Raw genomic sequence first — 26,843 nt, 5'->3', positions numbered from 1 at the left:
GGAGGGGTGTCGCCTCGCGGTCACAGCGCCCGGTAGCGGAAGTCCCGGAATCGCGCCTCGCCGGGCCCCGCGGCGTAGAGTCCGGGCCTCAGCATCAGGAAGCCCCAGCGGACATTATGGTGGTAGCCCGAGACCTCCATGCTGCGCTCGAACCGCTTCCACGTCGCGCCGTCATCGGTGCTGGTGTGATAGGTCACGATGTGATGATCGTTGGTGGCGCGCATCCGCAGCCGCCGCCCGCCGGGCCGCTCGGGCCGGGCGCGTTCGCCGCCATATTGGTGCGCGACGAAATGCTCCTCACTGAAGCCAAGCCCGGCATAGAGCTTCTCGTCATAGAAGAAGAGCAGCCCCGCCGACCCTCCGGCCGAGATCTCGATCTCGCATTCGAACTGATAGGCCTGGTCGCACGCGATCAGCAGCAGCGGCGAGGAATCGGGCGGCGCCGTCCCCTTCCCCCGCACGATCAGCGTGCCGTTCTCGGCCCGCGCGCGGTCGGCCTCGCCGGGTCCAGGCTTGTAGAAATTCCATTTGGTGCCGAGTTCGAGCGTGCGGAAATCGTCGGACAGCTCGAGCCCATGCGGCACCGCCGACCCGCCCTTCGGTTTGGCGATCGGCTGCGAGAGATCGCCGCCCTTCATCCGGAGCCAGCCGTCCGCGGTCCATTCGACCGGATCGAGCAGCGCCTGGCGCCCCAGCGTCCAATAGCCATTCTCGAAGCCATGATAGAGCGACCACCAGCTGCCGTCGGGCGCCTCGACCAGCGAAGCATGGCCGCGCGACCACCATTTCTCGCTATTGTGGGTGGTGCGAACCAGCGGATTATGCGGGCAATTCTCCCACGGCCCGTGGATCGAACGCGAGCGTGCAGCGATCACCATATGGCTGGTCGGCGGCCCGGCGGTTCCGCCCACCGCGAGGATCATGTAGAACCAGCCGCCATGGCGGTGGATCTTCGGCCCCTCGGGCGAGAAGCCCTCGATCGTCCAGTCGTCGGGATAGCGCCACGGGTCATAGACATGCTCGACCGGCCCCACCGTCGACAGCCCGTCATCGGCGAGCCGGATGCGGTCGCCGCCCGACAGGAACAGCCAGCGCGACCCGTCCTCGCCCACCGCGTGGCACGGATCGATATGGTTGGGCAGGCCCAGGTCTACGGGCTCGCTCCACGGCCCGTCGATATGATCGGCCCAGATCACCCAGGTAGCGTTGGGACTGCGCGTCGGGATGTAGAGGAAATAGCGGCCCCGGTGCTTGACCAGGCTCACCGCCCAGACCGAGCCGATATTCTTCTTGAGCGCCGCCCCGCGCGGCTGCCAGTTCACCAGGTCGCGCGAGTGCCAGATCGTCAGGCCGGGATAGGAGAAGAAGCTCGAAAAGGTCATGTAGTAATCGGCGCCGTCCTTCAGGATCGCCGGATCGGGATGGTCGCCGCCGAGCACCGGATTGAGGAAGCGGCCGTCGCCCAGATCGGCGATCCGCTGATTGTCGAAGCCGCGCCGCCAGTCGGGCACGCCGGGTGCCGCCCCCGCCGTGCCGCGGCCCAGCATCGCGCTCGCCGCGCCCGCGCCCGCAATCCCGAAGGCTTCGCGCCTGCTGATCCCCATCGCTCTCTCCCGAAAATAGTATGCGTCTTGCCCCGGTCCGGCTAGCTTGCGCGGCAAAGGGTACCCACAATACTCAGACATTAGAACAAAGGAGTCCAGGATGAGGCTGAACCGGTTGCTGTTGAGCGCCACGGGCGCGGCTTTGATGCTGGGTGCGGCGGCGCAAGGCAGCTCGCAGCAGACCGTGCCGGCCCCGACGCCCTCCCCCACCCCCTTCGTCAAGGATCCGCGCTACTGGCCGACGCCGGTAATGGATCAGGTCCGGCCGCAACTGCCGCGATTCCACCGGCCGCACCGCGTGCTGATCTTCTCCAAGACCAACGGCTTTCGCGACGATCCGCAGAACAAGGCGGCTACCCGGGCGCTGATCCGGCTCGCGACCACGCGCGGCTGGGACTTCTACGCCAGCGAGAATGCCGCGCTGTTCAACCGCGAACAGCTGCAGGAATTCGATGTCATCGTGCTCAACAGCATCAGCGGCAATGTCTGGACCGATCCGCAGCGTGCCGCCTTCAAGGCCTGGCTCGAGCGCGGCGGCGGGCTGGTCGCGCTCCATGGCTCGGGCGGCGACCATCATTATGACTGGCAATGGTATGTCGACACGGTGATCGGCGCGCAGTTCATCGGCCACACCTATCAACCCAAACAGTTCCAGATGGGCACGATCCTGATCGCCGATCCGCGCCACCCCGCCCTGCACGGGATCCCGCTCAAATGGACGCGCGAGGAGGAATGGTATGCGTTCGATCGGGTGCCGAGCGGCAACCGCACCCACATCCTCGCCACGCTCGACGAGGCGAGCTACGAGCCCGCGCCCGAACAGCGCATGGGCACCCATCCGATCATCTGGACGCGCTGCGTGGGCCGCGGACGCGTCTTCTTCTCGGCGCTGGGACACAAGGCGGAGACGTATGGCGAGCCGCTCCACCTGCGGCTGATCGACAATGCGCTCGGCTGGGCGTCGCCCGCCAAGACGCGGAGCTGCGTCTAGCCCTCGCGGAAGGCGTGGCGGAGCTGGTCGAACAAGGGCTTCAGGATGAAGGACAGGATCGAGCGGTCGCCGGTCTCGACGAACACCTCGGCGGGCATGCCGGGCTTGAGCGCGAGGCGTGAGATCATTGGCGCCTGATCGGGATTAAGCCGGACCTTGATCCGGTAGAAGCTCTGCCCGCTATGCTGGTCCTGCGCCAGATCGGCCGAGATGAAGATCAGCGTCCCCGCAAGGTCTGGCGTGGTCTGGCGGTCGAGCCCCGGGAAGGTCACCCGCGCCTTCTGCCCCAGCCGCAATTGCTCGACCTCGGCAGGGCGCACCCGCGCGGTGACGATCAGCGCGTCGCGATCCGGGACGATCTGCAGGATCGGCTGGTTGGGCGGCACCGCGCTGCCGATCGTGGTATAGGCGAGCTTGTCGATCGTCCCCGATTGCGGCGCGCGGATCACGCTGCGGCCATGCGTGTCCTGCGCCGAGGCGAGGCGGACCTGCTGCTCGTTGAGCTGCGCCATCACCGCGGCGAGCTGGGTCCCCGCCTCGCTGCGGCTGGTCTTGTCGATATTGAGCATCTGCTCACGCGTTTCGGAGATGCGCGCGCGGGTCTGCGAGATGTTCGCGGTCAGCTCGGCGCGCGAGCCGCGCAGCTGGACCGCGGTGCGTTCGAGCTGGTTGATCCGCCCGAGCGTGACCAGCTGCTTGGCATAGAGCTCGCGCAGGCCCGCCAGCTCGGGCTCGATCAGCTTCACCTGATCGTCGATCGCCGCGATCTGCGCCTGATAGCCGCGGATCTGGTCCTCATACTGGTTGACGCGTTCGGTCAGCAGCGACAGCGCCCCGCGCCGGTCCTGCATGCGCAGCGCGAACAGCCGCCGCTCGCGCGCCATGATCTCCTGGACCCCCGGATCCTTGCTGTTCGCCAGCTCGGGCGGAAAGCTGATCGCCCCGGCCCCGTCGCGCTCGGCCTCGAGGCGGGCGCGGGTGCCGAGCAGTCCCTCGAGCCCCTGCGATGCCGAGGCCGATCCGACCTGCGACACCGACGAATCGAAGCGCAGCAATTCCTGCCCCTCGGTCACATGGTCGCCGTCATGGACGCTGATCGCGATGAGCACCCCGCCGCTGGGATGCGCGATCGTCTTGACGCTCGATTCGACCGCGACCTCGCCCGAAGCGGTCACCGCGCCGGTGACCTGGAGGAAGAAGGCGAGGATCAGGAAACAGAGCAGCAGCAGCCCGACCAGGGCAAGCGCGCGCCGCGTCCTGGTACGCAGGCGCAGGTCCGCTTCGGAGAGTTCGGCGGGCATCGGGGAAGCGATATCAAGCAACGACGGTCAACCCGCCCGGGGCCGGGGGCTTGCCGTTCATCCGCGCGAGCACCTCGTCTCGCGGGCCGAAGGCCTTGGCCGCCCCGCCCTGCATCACCAGGATCAGATCGACCGTGCCCAGGATCGCGGCACGGTGCGCGATCAGCAGCACGATCCCGCCGCGCGCCTTGACCCCGGTGACCGCCGCCGCAAGCGCCGCCTCGCCTTCGGGATCGAGGTTCGAATTGGGCTCGTCGAGCGCGACCAGGAAAGGATCGCGGAACAGCGCGCGCGCCAGCGCGATCCGCTGGCGCTGGCCGGCGGAGAGGTTGAGCCCATCCTCGCCCACCTGGGTCTCATAGCCCTCGGAAAGCTGGAGGATCATCGCATGCACCCCCGCGGCCTCGGCGGCGGCGAGCACGAGTTCAGAGGGCGCATCGGGCTCGAACCGCGCGATATTCTCCGCCACCGTCCCCGCGAACAGCTCGACCGATTGCGGCAGATAGCCGATATGCCGCCCGAGCGCGTCGCCATCCCATTGATCGAGCGTCGCCCCGTCGAGCCGGACCGCGCCGCGCACCGGCTTCCACACCCCGATCACCCCGCGCAGCAGCGAGGATTTGCCCGAGGCGCTGGGCCCGATGATCCCGATCGCCTGCCCCGCGCTCGCGCTGAACTGGACATCGGCGACCACGGCGCGGCTGACGCCGGGGGGCGAGAGTACCAGCCGATCGACCGCGAGCGCCTTTTCCGGCGGGGGCAAAATGGTGCGCACGCCCGTCTCGGCAGGGACCTGGCGATAGAGCGCGTCGAGCCGCGCCCAGCTCTGCCGTGCGGTGACGAAGCCCTTCCAATTGGCGATCGCCTGTTCGACCGGCGCGAGCGCGCGGCCCGAGAGGATCGAGCTGGCGAAGATCACGCCCGCGGTCGCCTCGCCCTTGATCACCAGGATCGCGCCGACGGTCAGCACCGTGGACTGGAGGAACAGACGGAAGATCTTGCTGATCCCGCTCAGCAGCGAGCTGTTGCCGGTCAGCCGCGCCTGCTCGTCGAGGAAGTGGAGATGAACCTTGTCCCAGCGCGCCATCACCCGCTCGCGCATCCCCAGGCTCGCGATCAGCTCGGCATGGCGCCAGTTGCGGTCGCCCAGGCTCCGGCGGGCATTGGCGGCATCGGTCACCCCCGCGACATGCTTTCGCGTCACCCGGTCCGCGCTCCAGGTGAGCAGCCCGAGCACGATCGCGCCGACCAGGGTCACCACGCCCAGCCAGACATGGACGAGCGACAGGACCAACAGGAAGAAGAGGATCCAGGGCAGGTCCATCAGCGCGCTCGGCCCGGGGCTTGCGATGAAACCGCGCAGCTGATCGAGGTCGCGGCTGGGGCTCACCTTGCCCTGCGCGTCGGGCCGTTCGAGCGCGAGGCGCATCTCGATCGCCTGGGTGCGCGCGGTCATGCGGCGGTCGAGCGAGGCGGCGATGTCCGCCAGCAGCTGCGACCGCATCACGTCGAACGCGCCCTGGAAGAGGTACGCGACGCCGATCATGAAGAAGAGAGCGAACAAGGTCGCCAGGCTCTGCGAGGGCAGCACCCGGTCATAGACCATCATCAGGTAGAGCGATCCGCCGAGCGTCAGGATGTTGAGCATCGCGCTGAGCACGCCCACCCCGATCAGCCCGCCGCGAAAGCTCGCGAGTGCCGAACCCAATTCCGATCGCAGGACTGCCGGACGCGCCATCGAACCCCTTTGTTACGCTTGCATAACCGGTAACGTCTCGAAACCCGAATTTGATGCACCCTGGCTCACAGGGTGAACAGGAGCTCGGCGGGCCCGCCGCCCTCCATCATCGCCGAGGTGAAGCCATTGAGCCCCAGATCGGTCACATCGACCAGCGCCGGCTGATCCTCGGGACCGAACGAGAACAGGCTCGAGCTCGACGAAAGCGGATCGAAGGCGATGAAGTCGCCCGCGGTCAGCACGGTGCCCGGGGTGACCTGCGCGAACAGGATCGCCGCCGCTGCGCCGTCGCCATCCTCGTCATACCAGATCGCGCCGGTGGTATCGTCGTAGATGATGCGGTCGTCGGCATCGAGCGCCGCGCTGCCGATCACGAACGCACCCGCATCGAGCGCGCCCTCGCCGGCCAATGCGGTGAACACCGACAGGTCGAGATGGATCGAATCCAGCCCCGCCTGGAAATCGGCGATCGTGTCGAACGTCCCGTCATCGGCGGTATCGAACCAGAATTCGTCCGCGCCGTTGCCGCCGATCAGCGTGTCATAGCCGCCATCGCCATAGATTTTGTCGTTGCCGTCCATGCCGCTGAGGACATTGTCGCCGCAATTGCCGATCAGCGTATTGGCCAGGCTGTTGCCGGTGCCGTCGATGTCCGCGCCGCACTGGAGGAACAGGTCCTCGATATATTGGCCCGCGAGCGAGTAGGTGATCGAGGAAATGACGGTGTCATGCCCCTCGCCGCCATATTCAACGGCCAGGTCGCCATCGTCATCGACATAGAAGGTGTCGTCGCCGCGCCCGCCATACATGGTGTCCACGCCGAAATCGCCGTCGATCGTGTCATTGCCGTCCATGCCCATCAGCACGTTGGCGCCACAATTGCCGACCAGCAGGTTGTCGAGGCTGTTGCCGGTGCCGTCGATATCCGCGCCGCAATCGAGGAACAGGTCCTCGATATACTGGCCCACCAGCGAATAGCTCACGGCGCTGAACACCGTGTCATGGCCCTGGTTCGCATATTCGATAACCACGTCCCCGGCATCGTCGGCGTAGAAGACATCGTCGCCAAGGCCGCCGATCATCGTGTCGGCGCCCACACCGCCGTCGATCGCATCATCGCCCGCGCCGCCATCCATCGTGTTCGCGCCGTCGTTGCCGAGCATCAGATTGTCGAGACTGTTGCCGGTACCGTTGATCGCATCGGTCCCGGTGAGAACCAAGCCCTCGAGATATTGGCCGGCGAGCGAATAGCTGACCGACGCGATCACCACGTCGTCGCCATTGTTCGCCAGCTCCACCGCGATGTCGCCGGCATTGTCGATATAGAATTGGTCGTCGCCGTCGCCGCCGATCATCGTGTCCGCGCCGCCGCCGCCGTCGAGAATGTCGTCGCCCTCGCGCCCGTCGAGCGTGTTGGCGCCGTCATTGCCGACCAGGATATTGCCGAACTTGTTGCCAGTGCCGTTGATCGCGTCGGTGCCGGTGAGGGTGAGGTCCTCGATATATTGGCCGCGCAGCGAGAAGCTGACCGAGGAATAGACGAGGTCGTAGCCCTGGCCGTTGAGTTCGGTGACCACGTCGCCGGCATTGTCGATATAATAGATGTCGTCGCCTTCGCCGCCGATCAGCGTGTCGGCCCCGCCCGCGCCGTCGAGCGTATCGTTGCCCAGGCCCCCGGTCAGGATATTGGCGGCGCTGTTGCCGGTCAGATAATTGTCGAGCTTGTTGCCCGTGGCGTTGATCGCATCGGTGCCGACCAGCTCGAGATCCTCGATATACTGGCCCGCGAGCGAATAGCTGATCGACGAAAAGACCTTGTCATAACCGCCATAGGAGGTCTCGATCGCGGTATCGCCGGCATCCTCGATGTGGAAGATGTCGTTGCCGTTTCCGCCGATCATCGTGTCGATGCCGGCACCGCCGAAAATCTCGTCATTGCCGTCCATGCCGTTCAGCGTGTTGGCGCCGTCATTGCCGATGATGACGTTATTGAGGCTGTTGCCGGTGCCGTTGACGTCGGCGGTGCCCGAAAGGATCAGGTCCTCGAGATACTGGCCCACCAGCGAGAAGCCGACCGACGAATAGACGGTGTCATGCCCTTCGTTCGCAGCCTCGATCACGACGTCGCCGGCATTCTCGACGTAGAAATAATCGTCGCCGGTCCCGCCATACATGGTGTCGGCGCCACCCTGCCCGTCGAGCGTGTCGCTGCCCGCCCCGCCGCGCAGCACGTTGATCCCGCAATTGCCGACGATCAGATTGTCGAGCCCGTTGCCGGTACCGTTGATGTCGGCGCCGCACAGCAGATAGAGATTCTCGATATATTGGCCGACGAGCGAGAAGCTCACCGCGCTATAGACCGTGTCGGTGCCCCCGTCCCCGTACTCGATCACCACATCGCCGGCGTTATCGACATGATAGGTGTCGTTGCCACGCCCGCCGATCATCGTATCCGCGCCCGCGCTGCCATCGATATCGTCGTCGCCGGAGGTGCCGTAGAGCGTATCCGGCCCGGTCGTGCCGCCGACCGTGGCGAACCCGCTGGGCTCGCCCAGCATGCCCGCGAGCATGTGTGCGCTATCGTCGCCGGCAAAGGCGCGGATAAGCGTTTCGGCTCGATAAGCCATGGCGATGTCTCCCCCGTCCGCGCCGGGCGACGGTGGGGAACCGGCCGGACGCGCGCTATCCGATGGTTAACGTACCCCGCCACCGGGGGCAACGCTGCGATCCCGTCACGTCGGCCAGAAAAGGGAAGCATCCGAACCCGCTGGGTTGGCAAGGCCGGCGAGGCCAGTCGAAAATTGGTGCCTGGCTGGACTTGAAGAAGCGAAATAAGCTTTTGATTTCTGATGATATCAACTTCGACACTTCCGCAAGGGCCCCCAAAAGGGCCCCTTCCGCCGGAAAAACGGACCGATTGTCGCTAGTCCCGATCAGCGCGGCTCCAGCGCCGCGACACCTCGACCTTGTCGAAAATGTGCTTGCCCAGCACAGTGAGGATACTGCCGAAGCTGGCGCAGAGGAAGGTCGTGGCTGCCAGAAGATAGGCGACGGGATCGCTGTTCAACGCCACCGTCCCGGCCCTGCTCCTCAGCGCCGCGCCCGCGAAATAGGCGATCGCCAGTGTCCCGACACCCGCGACGCGCAACAGCAGGCTCGCACCAGCCTTCTCATACCAGACCATTTGAATTTCTCGCGCCTTTCGTCGGCCCGGTAGCTATGCCGTTCGGCATAGGCATTCGAGATCGAGCCAGGCCCGCGCGCATTGGGATTGCATAGGTTTTCGGCTCGCGCGGATCGGACAAGCATATGGAAAACATATGCAGCGCTTCCCGAATACCGCTCGAAAGCAAATGTGATTGGCCGCACATGCGCCGCTTCCCAGCGGCTCGACTGAAAGTGCGCCCTTTGACTGCCGCGACCACCGATACCGCTGAGGCCCATCACGGCCCGCAGGACCGCCTCTCGACGCTCGCGCTCGGCGCGATCGGGGTGGTGTTCGGCGACATCGGCACGTCGCCGCTCTACGCGCTCAAGGAGAGCTTTGTCGGGCACCATCCGTTGGCGGTGGATCGGGCGCATATCTTCGGGGTGCTGTCGCTCATCTTCTGGACGATGATGCTGATCGTCACGATCAAATATGTCTTCGTCATCCTGCGCGCCGACAACAAGGGCGAAGGCGGCAGTCTCGCGCTGCTCGCACTGATCATGCGCAAGGCGGGCACCCGGCGCTGGACCCCGGCGATCGTCACTCTGGGCGTGCTGGCAACCGCGCTCTTTTATGGCGACGCGATCATCACCCCGGCGATTTCGGTGCTGTCGGCGGTCGAAGGGCTGACGGTGGTGCAGAGCAGCCTCACCCCGCTCGTCCTGCCGATCACGATTGCCATCCTGATCGGACTGTTCGCGATCCAGTCGCGCGGGACGGCGGCGGTGGGAATCCTGTTCGGGCCGGTGATGATCTTCTACTTTCTGGTGATCGGCGTGATGGGGATCACCGGGATCGTCGCAAACCCGGAAATCCTCGGCGCGCTAAATCCATATTATGCGCTCGATTTCTTCCTGATCGACCCCAAGCTGGCGTTCCTCGCGCTCGGATCGGTCGTGCTCGCGGTCACCGGGGCGGAAGCGCTCTACGCCGATATGGGGCATTTCGGGCGCAAGGCGATCATGGTTTCGTGGCTCTACATCGCCTTCCCCTGCCTGATGCTCAACTATCTCGGCCAATCGGCGCTGTTGCTGAGCACCCCTGCGGCAGTCGAGAACCCCTTCTTCATGATGGCACCCGAAGCGCTGCGGCTGCCGCTTGTGATCCTCGCGACCGTGGCGACGATCATCGCCAGCCAGGCGGTGATCTCGGGCGCCTTCTCGGTGACGCAGCAAGCGGTGCAGCTCGGCTTCCTGCCGCGGCTCAAGATCACCCACACCAGTGAAAAGGCCGCCGGCCAGATCTATGTGCCGCTGGTCAACTGGGCGCTGCTGGTGATGGTGATCGCGCTCGCACTGGGTTTCGGCAGCTCGGGCAACCTCGCCGCGGCCTATGGCATCGCGGTTACCGGCACGATGTTCATCACCGCCTGCATGCTGGGCGTGCTGACGATCGCGGTGTGGAAATGGCCGCCGGTGGTCGCGGTGCTCGTCACCGGCACGTTCCTGATCATCGACGCGCTCTATTTCGCGTCGAACCTCACCAAGGTGCCCGATGGCGGCTGGTTCCCGCTGCTCGTCGCCGCGGTCGTGTTCACGGTGCTCACGACCTGGCAAACCGGGCGGCGACTGGTTCGCGAGCGGCTGCACGAGGGCGCCATGCCGATCGAACTGTTCATCCAGTCGGCCGCGCATTCGCTCAAGCGCGTGCCTGGAACCGCAGTCTTCCTCGCTTCGCGCCCCGACGATATTCCGCCCGCTTTGCTCCACAATGTGAAGCACAACCGCGTGCTGCACGATCGCGTGGTGGTGCTGACGGTCATGACCGAGCAGGTGCCGCATTTGCCGGACGGGAACGCTTCGGACGTGCTCGCGCTCGGCGAGGGTTTCTACCGCGTCATCGTCCGCCACGGCTTCATGGACGAGGTCGATCTGCCCGCCATCCTTTCGCGGCTCCAAGGTTGCGGCGGCCCTTTCACGCCGATGGACACCAGCTATTTCCTCGCCCGCCAGACGCTGATCGCGTCAAGCCGGCCAGGCATGGCAATCTGGCGCGAGAAGCTGTTCGCCTGGATGGTACGCAATGCAATGAGCGCGATGGAGTTCTTCAAGCTGCCCACCAATCGCGTGGTCGAACTCGGCAGCCAGCTCGAAATCTAGTTTTCGACGCCCATCAGCCGGTAGCCGACGCCCAGTTCATTGACGACGATCGCGGGCTGCGCGGGATCGGCTTCGAGCTTCTGGCGGATGTTGCGGATCACCACGCGCAGATATTCGATGTGCCGCTCGTAATCGTGCGACCAGACCGCGCTCAGCAGCTGCTGATGGGTGATCACGCGGCCGGGGAAGCGCGCGAGTTCGGCGATCACCGCGAACTCCTTGGGCGTCAGGTGGATTTCCTCATCCCCCCGCATTACGCGCCGATCGAGCAAGTCGAAGGTCACACCATGGGCGGTCACGCTGGCCTTGCCGCCGTCCGCGCCGATCCGGCCGCGCAGCGCCGCACGGACGCGGGCCAGCAACTCCTCGGTGTCGAAGGGCTTGGTGACATAATCGACCGCGCCGAGATCCAGCGCGGTTACCTTGTGCTCGGTCGCATCGCGGGCAGAGACGATCAGGATCGCCGCCTTGGACTGTTTGCGGATCGCGGGGATCAGTTCGAGCCCATCGCGGTCGGGCAGGCCAAGATCGAGCAGCACCACATCGGGTAGCGCTTCGCCCAGCACTTCGAGCGCCTGCCGTCCAGACGCCGCTTCGGCGACCCGATAACCGGCGCGTTCCAGCGTCCCGTTGAGGAGGCGCCGGATATGCGGTTCGTCATCGACAACCAATATGGTCGCGGCATTGCTCATTTTCTTGGGCTCATTCGTCGAAATCCTCGGGTTCGCGGACCAGCAGCGCCTCTGGGAAGCGCAAGGTGAAGCGCGCGCCCCTGGGCTCGCCCCGGTTCGCCGCTTCCACTTCGAGCCCCATCGCCTCGGCGAATCCCTTGACGATGGCAAGCCCCAGCCCCGTCCCCCCCTTCGAGCGGTCCGAACCTTCGAGCCGCCGGAAGGTCTCGAACACCTCGCGTTCGCGCCCCGGAGGCAGACCGGGGCCCTGGTCGAGGATCGAGAGCGCAAGACTGCCCGGCGAGCGTTCGGCGAGAATCGTGATCGGCGTGTCGGGGTCGGCGTAGCGCCCGGCATTGTCGAGCAGGTTGATCAGGCAATGATGAAATAGCTGCGGATCGACGCGGACCAGCGGCAGGCCCGGCGAGACCTGAAGATCGATGGGGTGGGGTTCGAGGGTGGCGCGGGTATCATGGACCGCGCTCGCCACGGCGTCGGTGAGATCGACCGGCTCGATGCCGAGCTTGAGCGCGCCGGCTTCGACGCGGGCCATATCGAGCAGGTTCGAGACGAAGCGTTTGAGCCGCTGGGTTTCGACGTCGATCGTGTCGATCAGCGGATTGCTCTCCTTGTGCTTGAGCTCGGCAATGGAGCCGAGGATCGCGGTCAAGGGCGTCCGAAGATCGTGGCTGACCGACGACAGCAATGCCGCACGAAGCCGGTCGCGTTCGCGCAGTTCGGCGACCCCGCGCATCTCCTCCCCCAACCGCATCCGTTCGAGCGCAAGCGTTGCCTGATCGAGCAGGCTCATCAGCAGCGGGATCTGGTCCGACCGCACGGTATCGCGCGCATCGTCACGGGCGAGGCCGATCACGGCGATCGTCCGCTCGCTGGTCTTGAGCGGGTAGAAGAGCCAGTCCGACGCTGTCAGCGTGTCCGATCCGCGTCCGGCCGGCAGGCCCTTGTCGAGCGCCCATCCCGCGGCGGCGCGTTCCATCGTCTCGAGCCGGTCTTCGGGCGGATAGGCCGCGCGGAGTTCGGGACCATCGGGCGACGGCACCAGCATCGTCGTACGGACGTCGAGCAGCCGCGCAATCTCGGCGCAGACCGCCTGCATCAGCTCCTCCTCGTTCGCCGCGTCGCCGAGCTGGCGCAGGAACCCGGCGAGCGCCGCATTCTGGCGCGCGCTCCCCGCCGCGAGATCGGCCTGCGCGCGCACCCGCGCCGAAAGGTGACTGGTTGCTACCGCAACGCCCAGCAGCACAATGATGGTGACGACATTTTCCGGATTGTTGACGCTGAACGTGCCGGTCGGCGGCAGGAAGAAGAAGTTGTAGGCCAGCGACGAGACGACGCCTGCGTAGAGCGCCGGCCATCGCCCGAACAGGCTCGCCGCCACCATCACCGGCAACAGATAGAGAAGCGCGACATTGGCGAGATTGAGGATATGGAACAGCCCCGATCCACCCGCGGTGATCGCGGCGACCATCAGCGTGGTCCAGGCGTAGCTTGAAGGCGACCCGAACACGCGCTTCGGCTTCGCGGCCGGTTTGGGCGCTTCGCCGATCATCGGCAGAACATGGACCGCGACGCCCGGCGTCTCGCGCACCAGCCGGTCGACGATCGACCCGTGGCGAAGCTCGAACAAACGCGACCGCGCCGACTTGCCGACGATCAATTGCGTGGCGCGCGCCTCGGCCACATAGGCCTTGATCCCATCCAGTGCGGAGTCGGCGGGCACGGACACCACCGAGGCACCGAGCTGGCTCGCGAGATTGAGCGCGGCGGCGAGGCGGCGGCGCTCCTCTTCGCCGAATTGCTGCTCGCGCGGCGTCTCGACATGGAGCGCGGTCCACGGCGCACGCAACGCATCGGCGATCCGCTTGGCGCCGCGGACGAGCCCCTCGGAGCTTGGCAGCTCGTTGACCGCGACCACCAGCCGTTCGCCGACTGCCCAGTTTCCGGCAAGCGCGTGGCTGCGGAGATAGTCGAGCATCTGGACATCGACCGCCTGCGCGGCGCGGCGCAGCGCCAGTTCGCGCAGCGCCGACAGGTTCGACTTGGAGAAGAAATGCTGGAGCGCCCGCGTCGCTTCCTCGGGGACATAGACCTTGCCGTCCTTGAGTCGCTCGATCAGTTCGTCGGGCGGCAAATCGACGACTTCGATCTCCGCGGTTTCGAGGATGCGGTCGGGCACCGTCTCGCGGACCCGGACATGGGTGAATGACGCGACGACGTCGTTCAGGCTCTCGATGTGCTGGATGTTGATCGTCGAATAGACGTCAATCCCTGCGGCCAGCAGTTCCTCGACATCCTGATAGCGCTTGGGATGGCGACTGCCGGGCGCGTTGGTATGGGCGAGTTCATCGACCAGCACGAGTTGAGGATGGCGCGCGAGGATCGCGTCGATGTCCATCTCCGGCAGGGTGCGGCCCTCATAGGCCACCTGGCGACGCGGGATGACGTCGTGCCCGCGGGTCAGCGCCTCGGTTTCGGCGCGGCCATGGGTCTCGACCACGCCGATCGCGACATCGACCCCCGCGCGCACTCGCTCGGCCCCTTCGCGCAACATCTCGAAGGTCTTGCCGACCCCCGGCGCGGCGCCGAGGAAGACCTTCAAACGGCCGCGGCCTTCCTGCGCGGCGGCGCGCAGAAAGGCCTCGGGGTCCGGTCGGTCGCTGGGCGGCTTCACGATGGCGATTTAGCGCCTTCCGCATCGAGCTGTCGATTGAGCAGCAGCACGTTGACGCGGGGTTCGCCGAGGAAGCCGAGCAGCGGGTATTCGACAGCCTTATCGACCATGGCGCGCACGCGGGCCTCAGGCCATCCACGCGCCCTGGCGACGCGGACCACCTGATAAAACGCCGCCTCGGGGCTGATATGGGGATCGAGCCCCGAGGCGGAGGTCGTCACCAGATCGGCGGGGACAGATTGTCCTGGTGCTTTCGCCTGGTAGGCGGCGACATCGGCCTGCACCCGGTCGTGCAGCGCCTGGCTGGCGGGGCCGAGGTTGGAGCCGTAGCTGTTGTTCGCCTCATAGCCCTTGCCGGCGGCGGACGGGCGCGGATGGAAATACTGGTCGCCGGTGAAGGCCTGCGCGATCAGGCTCGATCCGATCACATTGCCTTTGGCATCGCGGATCAGGCTGCCGTTTGCCTGACTCGGGAAGATCAGCTGGCCGATCCCCGTCAGCGTCAGCGGATAGACGATGCCCAGCAGCAGCGCGAACAGGATGGTGAGAACGAGCGCGGGACGGAGCGCGGTTTTGATGTCTGCAAACATGGGTCAGCTCCTCAGGCAAGGCCGATGGTGGTGACGATCATGTCGATCGCCTTGATGCCGATGAAGGGAACGATCACGCCGCCCAGCCCGAAAATGGCGAGGTTTCGCCGCAGCAACGGGCCGGCGCCGATCGGGCGGTACTTCACGCCCTTGAGCGCGAGCGGAACCAGCGCAGGGATGATCAGCGCGTTGAAGATGATCGCCGACAGGATCGCCGATTGCGGCGAGGCCAGCCCCATCACGTTGAGCACCGAGAGCCCCGGATAGAGCACGGCGAACATCGCTGGAATGATCGCAAAATATTTGGCGATGTCGTTGGCAACCGAGAAGGTCGTGAGGCTCCCGCGCGTCATCAGCAGCTGCTTGCCGAGGCCGACAATCTCGATGAGCTTGGTCGGATCGCTGTCGAGGTCGACCATGTTGCCCGCCTCTCGCGCGGCCTGCGTCCCCGTGTTCATCGCGACACCGACATCGGCCTGGGCGAGCGCAGGCGCATCGTTGGTGCCGTCCCCGCACATCGCGACCAGCTTGCCGCACGCCTGTTCCCTGCGGATCAGCGCGAGCTTGTCCTCCGGGGTCGCTTGGGCGAGGAAATCGTCCACCCCTGCCTCGGCAGCGATGGCAGCGGCGGTGAGCGGGTTGTCGCCGGTGATCATCACCGTGCGGATACCCATCCGGCGCAGCTCGCCGAAACGCTCGCGAATGCCGGCCTTGACCACGTCCTTGAGCGCAACCGCGCCAAGGATGCGGCCGTTCTTCGCGACCGCGAGCGGGGTCATGCCCGCGCGGGCGATCTCGTCGGTGGCGCGGCGGAGTTCGGCGGCGGCAGGCGTGTCGCCGATGCCGGGATTGGCCTTGAGGATCGAATCGACCGCGCCTTTCTGGATCAGCGTTGCGCCGAATTTGACCCCGGAGATCCGGGTCTGGGCGGTGAACGGAACGACTTCCGCGCCTTCGGGAAGCTCCGTGGTGGTCACTTCGAACCTGTCGCGAGCGCGCGCGAGCGCGACAATCGACCGCCCCTCGGGTGTTTCATCGGCCAGGCTTGCGAGCAACGCGGCTTCCGCCAGTTCCAGCACATTCACGCCGGTAACCGCGCGAAACTCGCTCGCCTGGCGGTCGCCCACCGTGATCGTACCCGTCTTGTCGAGCAGTAGCGTATCGATATCGCCCGCGGCTTCGACCGCACGGCCCGACTTGGCGAGCACATTGAAGCGCACCAGCCGATCCATGCCCGCAATGCCGATCGCCGAGAGCAACGCCGCGATGGTCGTAGGGATCAAGGTGATCAGCAGTGCCGCGAGGATCGCGATGGGGATCGCACCCCCAGCATAGCTGGCGAAGGCGGGGATGGTGCCGACCGCGATCAGGAAGATGATGGTCAGCCCCACCAGCAGGATCGTCAGCGCGATCTCGTTGGGCGTCTTCTGCCGCTCGGCGCCCTCGACCAGCGCGATCATCCGGTCGAGGAAGCCCTGACCGGGATTGACCGTCACGCGGACACGGACCCAGTCCGAGATGACACGCGTGCCTGCGGTCACCGCCGAACGGTCGCCACCCGCCTCGCGGATTACCGGCGCGCTCTCGCCGGTGATCGCGGCTTCGTTGACCGAGGCGACCCCTTCGATCACCTCGCCATCGGCGGGGATCAGGTCGCCAGTCTCGACCAGGACGACATCACCCATCTTGAGCGCGCCGGCCGCGATGGATTCGGTGCCCGAGCCCTTGACCCGCTTGGCAGTCAGGTCGGCCTTGGTCGCACGTAGCGACGCCGCCTGTGCCTTGCCGCGCCCTTCGGCGAGTGCCTCGGCGAAGGTGCCGAACAGCACGGTCAGCCACAGCCAGAGGACGAGCTGGACCTTGAAGCCGAGGCTCAGCGTATCGTTGCCGACGAACAGCAGCACGGTGAGCAACGCAGCGACGCAGGCGGTGACGAACATCACCGGATTGCGGATCAACTGGCGCGGATCGAGCTTGCGGAACGAATCACCGGCCGCGGGAAGCAGCAGATCGGCGGTGAACAGGGATGCGGTCCTAGCCATTTTGGCGGTTCCCGAAATCAGGAGAGGGTGCCGCCGATCATCGCGAGATGATCGGCGATGGGGCCAAGCGCGAGGCTCGGCAGGAAGGTGAGGCCGCCCAGGATGAGGATCGTGCCGACGAGCAGGCCGACCCAGAGCGGGCCGGTGGTCGGGAACGAGCCCGCGGTCTCCGGCGTGTATTTCTTGGCGGCCAGGCTCCCGGCGATGGCGAGCATCGGAACGATCACGAAGAACCGTCCAAGCCACATCGCGACGCCGAGCATCCCGTTGTAGAATTGCGTGCCCGAGGTGATCCCTGCGAACGCGGAGCCGTTATTCCCGACCGCGCTGGTGAAGGCGTAGAGGATCTCCGAGAAGCCGTGCGGCCCCTTGTTGAGCGGCCCCGCCAGCCCCGCGGGTAGTACCGACGCGATGGCGGTGAAGCCGAGGATCACCAGCGGCAGAATGGCGATGGCGAGCACCGCCAGTTTCACTTCCCGTCCCTCGATCTTCTTGCCGACATATTCGGGGGTGCGCCCCACCATCAGTCCCGCGACGAACACTGCGAGGATGGCGAACAGCAGGAAGCCATAGATCCCCGCGCCGACGCCGCCGACCACGACCTCGCCGAGCTGGATGTTGAACAAGGGGATCATGCCGCCGAGCGCGGTGAAGCTGTCATGCATGGCATTGACCGCGCCGCACGAGGCCGCGGTGGTGACCACCGCGAACAGCGACGAGGCGGCGACGCCGAAGCGGACTTCCTTGCCCTCCATATTGCCCCCGGCCACGCCGAGTTGGTGGAGGATCGGGTTGCCCGCGGCTTCCTGCCAATAGGTGACGGTGACCCCCGCGAGGAACAGCACGAGCATCGCCGAGAGAATCGCCCAGCCCTGCTTCGTGTTGCCCACCGTCTTGCCGAAGCACCAGGTCAGCCCGAAGCCGATCGCGAAGATCGACAGCATCTGGATCAGATTGGTGAGCGCGTCCGGATTCTCGAACGGGTGCGCAGAGTTGGCGTTGAGGAAGCCACCGCCATTGGTGCCGAGCATCTTGATCGCTTCCTGCGAAGCGATCGGGCCCATGCTGATCGTCTGCCGAGCGCCCTCCATCGTCGTCGCGGCGACTTGCTGGGTCAGCGTCTGCGGCACCCCCGCAGCGATCAGATACACCGAATAGATCACGCAGATCGGTAGCAGCAGATAGAGGGTGATGCGGGTGCAATCGGCCCAGAAGTTGCCGATGCTCCCCGCCTCCCGCCGCGCGAACCCGCGGAACAATGCGAACGCGAGCGCGATCCCGGTCGCGGCCGAGAGAAAGTTGTGGATCGTCAGCCCCAGCATCTGGCTGAGGTTCGAAAGCGCGACTTCACCCGAATACCATTGCCAGTTGGTGTTGGTGGTGAAGCTGGTCGCGATGTTGAACGCGCCGTCCGGAGCGATCCCCGGCATCCCTGACGCGTTGAGCGGCAAGAACGCCTGCAATCGCAGGATCGCATAGGTGAAGAGCAGCAACGCCACGTTGAACAGCAGCATGTGCACCGCGTAGCGCCGCCAGCTCTGCTCGACGGTCGGGTCGATCCCCGCCAGCTTGTAGAAGCCCCGCTCGACCGGGCCGAGCACGACATGCAGCGGTGTGCGCCGCCCTTCATAGAGCGCGTGGAGCCACAGCCCCATCGGCTTGGTGAGAGCGAGCAAGATGCCCACGAAGACGACGATCAGCGCCCATCCTTGCCAGGTCATTTCATCGCTCCCTCAGAATCGCTCGGGGCGCAGCAGGACCGCGACCAGATATGCGAGAAGGCCAAGCGCGGTCGCACCTGCGAGCCAGAGATCGAGGGTCATCGGTCAGGCCTCGTCGCACAGACGGGCATAGCCGAGCGTCACCGCTACGAGCCCGAGGATGAGGCCGATCCAGAGAAGGTCTTGCACGTGTGCATCTCCACTTTCGAAGATGCGCGATTAGGTGCGCTGGCCGTTTTGAAGCGAGAGCGAATGCCGGTCAGTGCGTATGGATTGTATAATAATCAGGAGCGGCGGCCGGAAGCATCTCCGAACCCTCGGGGTCCGCAAGGCCGAACGGCCGCCCGCGCTTATGTGCGGAAAGCCAAGCGGGCGGCGCCCGAGGCGAATCAAAAACTGGTGCCCCTGGCCGGACTCGAACCAGCATGCCTTGCGGCAACCGATTTTGAGTCGGTCGCGTCTACCATTTCGCCACAGGGGCAGCGAGGCGCGTGGCTAACCGATCGTCCGGCGCGCCGCAACCCGAGCGTTGCGTGGCCGATCAGCCTGGCGGCTTGCCCGGAGGCTTCTGGTTCGGCGATGGGGTCGGCGTCGGCCTGGGCGTGGGCGTCGGCGAAGGCGTCGGCGCGACGAAAGCCGGGCTCGGCGGCGCCGATTTGAGCGATGGCGGCGGCGCAGGGGGCGGCGGTGGCGGAGGCGGTGGGGCGGACGGCTTGCCCTGGTTGGGGTTCGGCGCCCGGTCGATCGCGGCGGGCGAAGGCGTGGGTGTCGGCGCGGGCGCGGCGGCCGGCTGTTGCTGGGTGCGGCGCGGTCGGGGCTGCGGTGCGTCGCGCAACCGGTCGAGCGGCATCGGAACGCCCATGTCGGTACCCGGAGGCCCGTCGTCGCCGGGCAGCCCGCGCGCCTCGGGATAGTCGCCCGCGCGGCGCGGGAGGCGGCGCGGCCCGGAGGTCGGCCCCTCCTCGATCGGCGGCGCCGGCACAAAGGTGCGGCTGGGGTCGAACGGCCCCTTCAGCCCCAGCCGCTGCGCGACCGAGGGATAGAGCAGGGCCTGGATCTGGCGCAGCCCCTCCGGCGAGATGGTGAAGGGTCCGATCGGCGTGGCACCCGGATAGGGCACATAGACCGCCAGCATCGGCTGATCGACGGTCACCGTCCGCCCGCCGGAGGTCACGTCGATGATCCCGGGCAGGACATTGGCGCTGGTCCCGCGCCCGGGCCCGCGCAGCACGATCAGCGACGCGGTCTCCGGATCGGCGCGCACGCCGCGGCCGACGCCGCGCTCGTTATTGGCGATCAGCACCGCGTCGGGGCCTATGATCCCCTCGACCATCGTCCCGCGCACGCCGATCGCGGCGGTGGGCGTGTTGATCGTCGTGCTGCCCGAGGTGCGCCGGCCCGACATGTAACGGAAGGCGCCGCGCGCCACCGTCGCGCCCATGTTGCGGCTGTTGCGCTGCGGATCATAGACATAGCGGTCGATCGTCAGGCGCGCATTGGCGCCGACGGTGAAGATCGAGCGGTCGAGCAGCACGATCTGCATCTGGCTCTTGGCGCCGGTCTGGATCTGGTCGGCGGTCGCGATCCGCTGCTTGAGCTGGACGGGCCGGGCGATCGGCGCGTTGGGCTTGCGCAGCCGGACGTCGTTCTTGACCGCCGAGGTGACCCCCACGACCTGCGCCTCGGCGGGAATGGCGGGCAGCGCGGCGACGATCGCGACGCCGGTGAAGAGATAGGCGCGCTTCATCGCCGGGCTCCTCCCCGCGGAATGGGTCCGCAGGCGGCGCGAACCTCGGCCCAGGCCGCGGCGTCGCCCTCCACCCCGCTCAACTGCTCGATCTCCATCCGCGCGCCGGGCGCATCGTCGAGCCGGCACAGCAGGCTGGCGTGGAGCAGCAGCGCGTCATCGGCCTCGGGATGATCGACCAGCAGCCGCTCGAGCGTCGCCACCGCACCGATCAGGTCGTCCCCGGCGATCTGCTGCCGCGCCAGCGCCATGGCGGGCCCCACGCCCTGCGACGCATCGATCAGCCGGTCGATCTCGACCCCCGGATCGACCTGCGCCTGTGCCGGCGCGGCAAAGCCGAGCGCGGCAAAACCCAGCCCCAGGAGAATCACGCGATTTCGAATGCCCATGGCCCCACCTCGCTGTGTTGCCTCGCCATGCCGTTCCCGAGGATCGAGTCGGCTCCGGAACATGGCTAGCACCGCCGCGGGGCGCCGGAAACCGCTTCCGGCGCCCCGTGAGGGCTGGATCAGTGGAATATCTCTTCCAGCTCGGTCGGCTTGTGCCCCTCCAGAAGAGGATCGTCGCCATATTGGTTCTCGCCCTGCGTGCCCGGGAGCACCATGAAGACGAAGATGATCAGCCCCCCCACATAGGGGACGAAGTTGATCAGGAAGAACCAGCCCGACATGTCGCGGTCGTGCAACCGCCTGATCGTGACCGCGAGCGACGGTATCCAGAGCGCGAGATACACCAGCACCCCGATCACCATCGGGAGTCCGATCAGCGGATTGGGCTCCCCGCCCTCGCCCGAGGGCGTTTCTCCGCTGAGGGCAAAGCCGTCGACGAGCATGAATGGCACAAAGAAGAGGGGGAGGATGAGCCCCCACATCAGCAAATGAAACATCCAATATTCGATCCGCGGTGAGCGCCCGTCGAAATCGGCGTAGCGCTTCAGCGGCAGAAACATCCATTTCATGCCCTAGGGTCTCCGGACGTGGGACGGCGTGCGGTCAGATATCGGATTGCGTGGGATCGGGCCCGTAGCGATTGTCCCCTACCGTGCCCGGCAGGACGTAGAAAACCAGCAGGATGATCGCACCGATGAGCGGAATGAACGCCAGCAGCAGCAGCCAGCCGGTCTTGTCCTGATCGTGCAGCCGCCGCACCGAGACCGCGAGCCCCGGGATGAGGAAGAACAGGCCGACCAGGCACGACACGATGAAGCCGGGCGAGGAATAGATGGACCCCATCGCCGCCATCGCCGCTTCCGGATTTGCGGGATCGTAGACCGGGATCGCCGGCGGGAAGATCATATTGACCACGAAACTGATCCCCCAGCTCACGATGAGCTGGAACAGGACGAACATCCAGAATTCCATCCGGCTCGAACGCCCGGAGAAATCGGCGTAGCGCTTCAGCGGCAACAACATGTAATTCATGACAATCCCCCTCTCAGATTGCGTGTGATGCGTGCCCGTGGCCGTGTTCGGCTCCGGGCGCAGGTTGCGCCACAAGGGGCTTATGCTCAACCCCAAAAAACCGAGGCTAATTTCGCGGCGCCTGCCGCCGGTAGCTGAGCGCCTCGGCGACATGGATGCGGCCCACCCCCTCAGCCCCCGCCAGATCGGCGATGGTGCGCGCGACGCGGAGCACGCGGGTATAGCCGCGCGCCGAGAGCCGCATCGCCTCCGCCGCCTGGGCGAGCAGCTTGCGCCCGGGCTCGTCAGGGCTGGAGAAACGTTCGAGCAAAGCCCCCTCGGCCTCGGCATTGGTGCGCGCCGGGGCATCGCGATAGCGCTCGCCCTGCACCGCGCGCACCGCCGCCACGCGCGCCGCGACTTCGGCCGACCCTTCGGCCGGCGGCGGCAGGACGAGATCGGCGGCGGTGACCGGTTGAACCTCGACGTGCAGGTCGATGCGGTCGAGCAAAGGCCCCGAGACCTTCGCCTGATAATCGGCCGCGCAGCGCGGCGCCCGCGCGCAGGCGAGCGCGGGGTCTCCCAGATGCCCGCACCGGCACGGATTCATCGCGGCCACAAGTTGAACCCTCGCCGGGAAGGTCACATGCGCATTGGCCCGTGCCACGCTGACCACCCCGGCTTCGAGCGGCTGGCGCAGCGAATCGAGAACCGCGCGCTGGAATTCGGGCAATTCATCGAGGAACAGGACGCCCAGATGCGCGAGGCTCACCTCGCCCGGCTTCACCTTGAGCCCGCCGCCGACCAGTGCCGCCATCGAGGCGCTATGGTGCGGCGAGCGGAACGGCCGCGTCCGCGTCAGCCGCCCGCCCTGCAGCGCGCCCGCGACCGAGGCCACCATCGACACCTCCAGCGCCTCGGCGGCGTCGAGCGGCGGCAATATCCCCGGCAGGCAAGAGGCCAGCAGGGATTTGCCCGCCCCCGGCGGCCCGCACATCAACAGGTTATGCCCGCCCGCCGCCGCGATCTCGAGCGCGCGCTTGGCGGTCTCCTGCCCCTTCACCTGCGCGAGGTCGGGGCCATGATCCGGCGCATCGGCCTCGCCCGGCGGCGGCGCCGCGAGCAGCTGATTGCCCTTGAAGTGATTGAGCAGCCCGATCAGGTCGGGCGCGGCCACGACCTCGACCGATCCCGCCCAGGCCGCCTCGGGGCCCTGCGCGACCGGGCAGACCAGCCCCTTCCCCATCTCCGCCGCATGGATCGCCGCGAGCAGCACCCCCGGCGACGGCGCGATCCGCCCGTCGAGGCCCAGCTCGCCGACCACGACATAGCCCGCCAGCGTCTCGGCGTCCGCCACCCCCATCGCACCGAGCAGCGCGAGCGCGATGGGGAGGTCGAAATGCGATCCTTCCTTGGGCAGGTCGGCGGGCGAGAGGTTGAGGATGATCCGCTTGGGCGGCAGCGCCAGCCCGATCGCGGCGATCGCGGCGCGCACCCGCTCGCGGCTCTCCGCCACCGCCTTGTCGGGTAGCCCAACCACTACGAAGCTCGGCAGCCCAGCGACCAGGTTGCACTGCACCTCCACCGCGCGCGCTTCGAGCCCGAGATAGGCGACGGTGGAGACGCTCGCGATCACCCCGCGGTCGCCGCGGTGCCCATCACCGTCGTGCCTGGGCCGAGCGCATTGGCCTGGCTCGGCATCGACCGCGTCGGCGGCACCCGCGCGGCGGTTGCCCCGGGCACCGCCGCGTCGGTCATCATCGCGAGGATTTCGGCATGATCGGGCAGCGAGGCGAGCACCGCCTGCCGCACCGCCACGGTCTCACGGATATGCCGGTCCCACATCTCGCGCGGGAGTAAATCGGTGCCGGTCGCCAGCGGCTGGGTGTAAAAACCCTTGCCGAACAGCACGCTGCTCACGCTCCAGAAGCTGAACACGTTCGAATGGCGCGGATCGTAGACGTCGGGCAGCGCGTGGCGCCAGATATCGAGACACGCCTCGAGCGCGTCCGAACGCTTCGATTCATGCCGGACCGCGCGCCAATAGGGTGTGTCCTCGCGGTTGCCGAGGGTGAAATGGAGGCTGAGGAAATCGCGGATCTCCTCATAGATCTTCTCCATCTCGGCATTGAACTTGGCGATCGGCGCCGGCTCGAAATCGCGCGTCGGCATGATCTGGAGCAGCCGGCGGCAGGCATAGTCGACGAACTGGATCGAGGTCGATTCGAGCGGCTCGAGAAACCCGCTCGCCAGCCCGATCGCGACGCAATTGCCGACCCATGACCGCCGGCTTCGCCCCACCCGCATCGGGACGGGGCGCGGATCGGTGAGCGTGCCGAACCCGGCGTTGCGCGCGGTCAGCGCATCGCCGATCTCGGCGTCCGAGGCGAAGGCGCTCGAAAACACATAGCCGGTTCCGATCCGCGAGCGCAGCGGGATGCGCCAGCTCCACCCCGAATCCATCGCCGCCGAGACCGTCGCCGGGAACAGCGCGCGCGCTTCATCATGCGCGATCTGCACCGCCATCGCGCGGTCGTTGATGAGGTAATCGGCATAGGAGACGAACGGCTCCTCGAGCGTCTCGTTGATCAGCAGCCCGCGAAAGCCCGAGCAATCGATCACCAGCTCGACCGGCCGCCGCCCGCCCTGCTTCAGGTGCAGAGCCGCGATATTCCCACGCGAATCGCGTTCGGCGCCCGTCACGGTGTCGCTGACATGCGCCACGCCGCGTGCGATGCAGACCTCCTTCAGGAAGTCCGCGAACAAGGCCGCATCGAAATGATAGGCGTAGTTCAGCACCCCGCTATAGGGCCGGTCGCTGGGCCGGCGCGGCGATTTGTGCGCGCCCGCCGCGGCCACCGCATGCCCGATCACATTGCTCAGATTGGTCCCGGGCTCGAATTCCGGCGGCGCGCCATAGGCGAGGAACGACGCCGCCGGATTCCGCCCGGCGATCTGGAGCCCGCCGGTGAAGCTGTGGAAATAGCTGCGGGGCGCACCCCGGGCATCGCGGTCCCAATCCTCGAAGCGCACCCCCAGCTTGAAGGTCGCCTGGGTGCGCGCGATGAACTCATTCTCGTCGATATCGAGCATCGCCAGCGTATTCCGGATCGGCGGAATCGTCGCCTCGCCCACACCGATGATCGGTATCTCGGGCGATTCGATCAGCGTGATGCGCACGCCCCCGCCATGCCCCAGCCCCCATTGCAGGCGATGGTTGAGATGCGCCGCGGTCAGCCAGCCGGTGGTCCCGCCGCCGACGATGACGATGTCCCTGATCGGTGCGCCCATGAAGCTCCCCCGCGCCCCCCAATGCCCCGGATCAGGCGCCGGGGCGCTTCTGCAACGCGTCGCGGATTTCGCGCAACAGGGTAATGTCGGCGGGCTCGGCGGCGGGAGCCTCGGGCGCCTTGGGCATGGCGCGATTCATCGCGCGCACGATCAGGAAGATGACGAAGGCGATGATCGCGAAATTGACCGCCGCGGTCACGAACGCACCATAGCCGAACAGCGGCACGCCCGCCGCCTTGAGCGCGGCATAATCGGTCGATCCGGCGAGCTTGTCGGGGATCGGCCCCAGCGCGATGAAGTAGCTCGAAAAGTCGAGCCCGCCGAAAATCCAGCCGATCAGCGGCATCAGCAGATCCTCAGTCAGCGAGGTGACGATCTTGCCGAATGCCGCGCCGATGATCACCGCGACCGCGAGATCGAGGACATTGCCGCGCGCGATGAAGGTCTTGAATTCCTGGATCATGCCGCACCCCTATGCTTGGCGGGATCAAAGCACGAACATGCGCCGCGGCGACCGTCCCGTCAACAAAAGGCGGGCCTCATGCGTTCACGCCGAATGGATAGCGCCGCACGCCAGAGCGTATTGCACAGGCAACACACACTCCCCACATCGCCTGGCATGAAGGCCGCGCGACGCCGCAAGAACCCGCTGATCCGCTATGCGCTGATCGCCGCCGGGCTGTTCCTGATCGCGCTGACCCCGATCGTCGGGCCGATCCCGGGCCCCGGCGGCGTCTTCGTCTTTGCGGGCGGGCTGGTGCTGATCCTCCGGAATTCCGAATGGGCGCGGAAGCGGTTCGCCAGATTCAAGCGCCGCTGGCCGCGTTTCGGCCACTATGCCGATATGGCGCTGCGCCGCCGCAGCTTCCGCCGCCGCCAGGCGCGCGCCAAGGAAATGGCGCTCGCGGCCGCCGAAGCCGAGGCCATGGGTTTTGGCGGTCCCCCGCGTTGAGTTGGGGAGCGTTGACTTGGGATTGGGGCTTCTCTATGGGCACCCCACACAAGGCCGTCCGCGTGGCGGCCCTTTTACGTTCTAGACACTCGAGGATGAGCGATGAAGCGGACCTTTCAGCCGAGCAACCTGGTGCGTGCGCGCCGGCACGGCTTCCGCGCCCGGATGGCGACGCCCGGCGGCCGCAACGTGATCCGCGCGCGCCGCGCCCGCGGCCGCAACAAGCTGTCGGCGTAATTCCGGCAGCGGTTGCGCGGCTCACGCAGCGCAAGGACTATCTCGCGGCGAACGCCGGCAAGCGGGCCCCGATGCCGGGTTTCGTTCTGCTGCTTCGCGCGCGCGACGATGCCGATCCGGTCATGCGGGTCGGCATTACCGTCTCGAAGAAGGTCGGCAACGCCGTCACCCGCAACCGGATGAAGCGCCGCTTCCGCGCCCTGGTGCGCGAGGTGCTGCCCGAATCGGGGCTGCCCGGCGCCGATCATGTGCTGATCGGCCGGAACGGCGGGATCGAGCGCCCCTATGCCGATCTCAAGGCCGAACTGGCCAAGGCCTGCGCGAAGCTGAGCAAATGATCGCCAGGCTCCTCATCCTGATCGCGCGCGGCTGGCAATTGGGGCCGTCGCTGATCCTGCCGCCCAGCTGCCGCTACCAGCCCAGCTGTTCGGCCTATGCAATCGAGGCGCTTCGCCGCTATGGCGCGGCCAAAGGCAGCTGGCTCGCCATCCGGCGAATCGGGCGCTGCCATCCATGGGGCGGCCACGGCTACGATCCGGTGCCGTGAGCCAAAGAGAGT

The 26,843-nt window shown here is 66.7% G+C and carries 24 protein-coding genes and 1 tRNA gene; 6 read left to right on the top strand and 19 right to left on the bottom strand.

All coding sequences use genetic code 11. From position 1 onward, the window contains the following. Nucleotides 1-20 precede the first annotated feature (20 nt). Entirely contained in the window at nucleotides 21-1,604 is a 1,584-nt protein-coding gene (locus tag OF829_RS19470; protein ID WP_264941860.1) for a family 43 glycosylhydrolase, read from the bottom strand. Between the two features lie 100 nt (nucleotides 1,605-1,704). Between OF829_RS19470 and OF829_RS19465 the strand changes: the two genes are divergently transcribed. Beyond that, nucleotides 1,705-2,595 carry a ThuA domain-containing protein gene (locus OF829_RS19465; protein WP_264941859.1) on the top strand — a complete coding sequence of 297 codons (891 nt, stop codon included), beginning with the start codon at nucleotides 1,705-1,707 and terminating at the stop codon, nucleotides 2,593-2,595. On the opposite strand, the gene OF829_RS19460 is transcribed toward OF829_RS19465, so the two are convergent. The 4 genes from OF829_RS19460 to OF829_RS19435 form a co-directional block, all read right to left on the bottom strand. Next, a complete protein-coding gene (locus OF829_RS19460; RefSeq protein ID WP_264941858.1) occupies nucleotides 2,592-3,896 on the bottom strand; it encodes an HlyD family type I secretion periplasmic adaptor subunit in 1,305 nt (434 codons plus the stop codon). The genes OF829_RS19465 and OF829_RS19460 overlap by 4 nt on opposite strands. Nucleotides 3,897-3,909: 13 nt before the next feature. Then, on the bottom strand, nucleotides 3,910-5,634 hold the full coding sequence (locus OF829_RS19455) for a type I secretion system permease/ATPase (protein ID WP_264941857.1): 1,725 nt from the start codon (nucleotides 5,632-5,634) through the stop codon (nucleotides 3,910-3,912). Nucleotides 5,635-5,699: 65 nt separating this feature from the next. Next, nucleotides 5,700-8,261 (bottom strand): calcium-binding protein, encoded by a 2,562-nt coding sequence (locus OF829_RS20605; RefSeq protein ID WP_319951567.1) that lies wholly within the window; start codon nucleotides 8,259-8,261, stop codon nucleotides 5,700-5,702. A gap of 296 nt (nucleotides 8,262-8,557) precedes the next feature. Beyond that, nucleotides 8,558-8,818, bottom strand: a complete 261-nt coding sequence (locus tag OF829_RS19435; RefSeq protein ID WP_264941856.1) for a hypothetical protein — start codon at nucleotides 8,816-8,818, stop codon at nucleotides 8,558-8,560. A gap of 185 nt (nucleotides 8,819-9,003) precedes the next feature. On the opposite strand from OF829_RS19435, the gene OF829_RS19430 reads away from it, so the two are divergent. Beyond that, on the top strand, nucleotides 9,004-10,941 hold the full coding sequence (locus tag OF829_RS19430) for a potassium transporter Kup (RefSeq protein WP_406701450.1): 1,938 nt from the start codon (nucleotides 9,004-9,006) through the stop codon (nucleotides 10,939-10,941). Here the strand turns inward: OF829_RS19430 and OF829_RS19425 are convergent. From OF829_RS19425 to mscL, 14 genes are all read right to left on the bottom strand, one after another. Beyond that, nucleotides 10,938-11,633 carry a response regulator gene (locus OF829_RS19425; RefSeq protein ID WP_264941855.1) on the bottom strand — a complete coding sequence of 232 codons (696 nt, stop codon included), beginning with the start codon at nucleotides 11,631-11,633 and terminating at the stop codon, nucleotides 10,938-10,940. The two genes, OF829_RS19430 and OF829_RS19425, sit on opposite strands and share 4 nt — an antisense overlap. A 10-nt stretch (nucleotides 11,634-11,643) precedes the next feature. Next, a complete protein-coding gene (locus OF829_RS19420; protein ID WP_406701452.1) occupies nucleotides 11,644-14,184 on the bottom strand; it encodes a DUF4118 domain-containing protein in 2,541 nt (846 codons plus the stop codon). Nucleotides 14,185-14,300: 116 nt separating this feature from the next. After that, the gene (gene kdpC, locus OF829_RS19415) at nucleotides 14,301-14,894 is read right to left on the bottom strand and encodes a potassium-transporting ATPase subunit KdpC (protein WP_264941852.1); all 594 of its coding nucleotides are present in this window, start codon (nucleotides 14,892-14,894) and stop codon (nucleotides 14,301-14,303) included. 11 nt (nucleotides 14,895-14,905) lie between these two features. Next, entirely contained in the window at nucleotides 14,906-16,936 is a 2,031-nt protein-coding gene (gene kdpB, locus OF829_RS19410; protein ID WP_264941851.1) for a potassium-transporting ATPase subunit KdpB, read from the bottom strand. 17 nt (nucleotides 16,937-16,953) lie between these two features. Next, nucleotides 16,954-18,657, bottom strand: coding sequence for a potassium-transporting ATPase subunit KdpA (kdpA, locus tag OF829_RS19405; RefSeq protein ID WP_264941850.1), 1,704 nt, complete (start codon nucleotides 18,655-18,657; stop codon nucleotides 16,954-16,956). 12 nt (nucleotides 18,658-18,669) lie between these two features. After that, a complete protein-coding gene (gene kdpF / locus OF829_RS19400; RefSeq protein ID WP_264941849.1) occupies nucleotides 18,670-18,759 on the bottom strand; it encodes a K(+)-transporting ATPase subunit F in 90 nt (29 codons plus the stop codon). A 295-nt stretch (nucleotides 18,760-19,054) separates the two neighbouring features. After that, nucleotides 19,055-19,138 (bottom strand) — tRNA-Leu (locus tag OF829_RS19395). A gap of 60 nt (nucleotides 19,139-19,198) precedes the next feature. Next, nucleotides 19,199-20,404, bottom strand: a complete 1,206-nt coding sequence (locus OF829_RS19390; RefSeq protein WP_264941848.1) for a FecR family protein — start codon at nucleotides 20,402-20,404, stop codon at nucleotides 19,199-19,201. Beyond that, nucleotides 20,401-20,793 carry a hypothetical protein gene (locus tag OF829_RS19385; RefSeq protein WP_264941847.1) on the bottom strand — a complete coding sequence of 131 codons (393 nt, stop codon included), beginning with the start codon at nucleotides 20,791-20,793 and terminating at the stop codon, nucleotides 20,401-20,403. The genes OF829_RS19390 and OF829_RS19385 overlap by 4 nt, the downstream gene beginning before the upstream one ends. A 119-nt stretch (nucleotides 20,794-20,912) precedes the next feature. Further along, complete coding sequence (locus tag OF829_RS19380; RefSeq protein ID WP_264941846.1) at nucleotides 20,913-21,362, bottom strand: DUF805 domain-containing protein; 450 nt, start codon at nucleotides 21,360-21,362, stop codon at nucleotides 20,913-20,915. Between the two features lie 34 nt (nucleotides 21,363-21,396). Continuing rightward, nucleotides 21,397-21,825, bottom strand: coding sequence for a DUF805 domain-containing protein (locus OF829_RS19375; protein ID WP_264941845.1), 429 nt, complete (start codon nucleotides 21,823-21,825; stop codon nucleotides 21,397-21,399). Nucleotides 21,826-21,931: 106 nt separating this feature from the next. After that, nucleotides 21,932-23,440: a YifB family Mg chelatase-like AAA ATPase gene (locus tag OF829_RS19370; protein WP_264941844.1), complete on the bottom strand. Its 1,509-nt coding sequence runs from the start codon at nucleotides 23,438-23,440 to the stop codon at nucleotides 21,932-21,934. After that, entirely contained in the window at nucleotides 23,437-25,095 is a 1,659-nt protein-coding gene (locus tag OF829_RS19365; RefSeq protein WP_264941843.1) for a tryptophan halogenase family protein, read from the bottom strand. Before OF829_RS19365 ends, OF829_RS19370 begins: the two co-directional genes overlap by 4 nt. A gap of 31 nt (nucleotides 25,096-25,126) precedes the next feature. Beyond that, nucleotides 25,127-25,558 (bottom strand): large conductance mechanosensitive channel protein MscL, encoded by a 432-nt coding sequence (mscL, locus tag OF829_RS19360; RefSeq protein ID WP_264941842.1) that lies wholly within the window; start codon nucleotides 25,556-25,558, stop codon nucleotides 25,127-25,129. Nucleotides 25,559-25,714: 156 nt separating this feature from the next. On the opposite strand from mscL, the gene OF829_RS19355 reads away from it, so the two are divergent. From OF829_RS19355 to yidD, 4 genes are all read left to right on the top strand, one after another. Then, the gene (locus tag OF829_RS19355; protein ID WP_264941840.1) at nucleotides 25,715-26,047 is read left to right on the top strand and encodes a hypothetical protein; all 333 of its coding nucleotides are present in this window, start codon (nucleotides 25,715-25,717) and stop codon (nucleotides 26,045-26,047) included. Between the two features lie 102 nt (nucleotides 26,048-26,149). Beyond that, a complete protein-coding gene (gene rpmH / locus OF829_RS19350) occupies nucleotides 26,150-26,284 on the top strand; it encodes a 50S ribosomal protein L34 (RefSeq protein WP_044332822.1) in 135 nt (44 codons plus the stop codon). After that, a complete protein-coding gene (rnpA, locus tag OF829_RS19345; RefSeq protein WP_264941876.1) occupies nucleotides 26,284-26,622 on the top strand; it encodes a ribonuclease P protein component in 339 nt (112 codons plus the stop codon). Before rpmH ends, rnpA begins: the two co-directional genes overlap by 1 nt. After that, nucleotides 26,619-26,831 carry a membrane protein insertion efficiency factor YidD gene (yidD, locus tag OF829_RS19340; protein ID WP_264941839.1) on the top strand — a complete coding sequence of 71 codons (213 nt, stop codon included), beginning with the start codon at nucleotides 26,619-26,621 and terminating at the stop codon, nucleotides 26,829-26,831. Before rnpA ends, yidD begins: the two co-directional genes overlap by 4 nt. Nucleotides 26,832-26,843 lie beyond the last annotated feature (12 nt).

Origin of the sequence: Sphingomonas caeni (assembly GCF_026013415.1) — a bacterium.
In the GTDB taxonomy this organism is placed as follows: Bacteria; Pseudomonadota; Alphaproteobacteria; order Sphingomonadales; family Sphingomonadaceae; genus Sphingomonas; species Sphingomonas caeni.
This window is presented reverse-complemented; position numbering and strand designations above follow the sequence as displayed.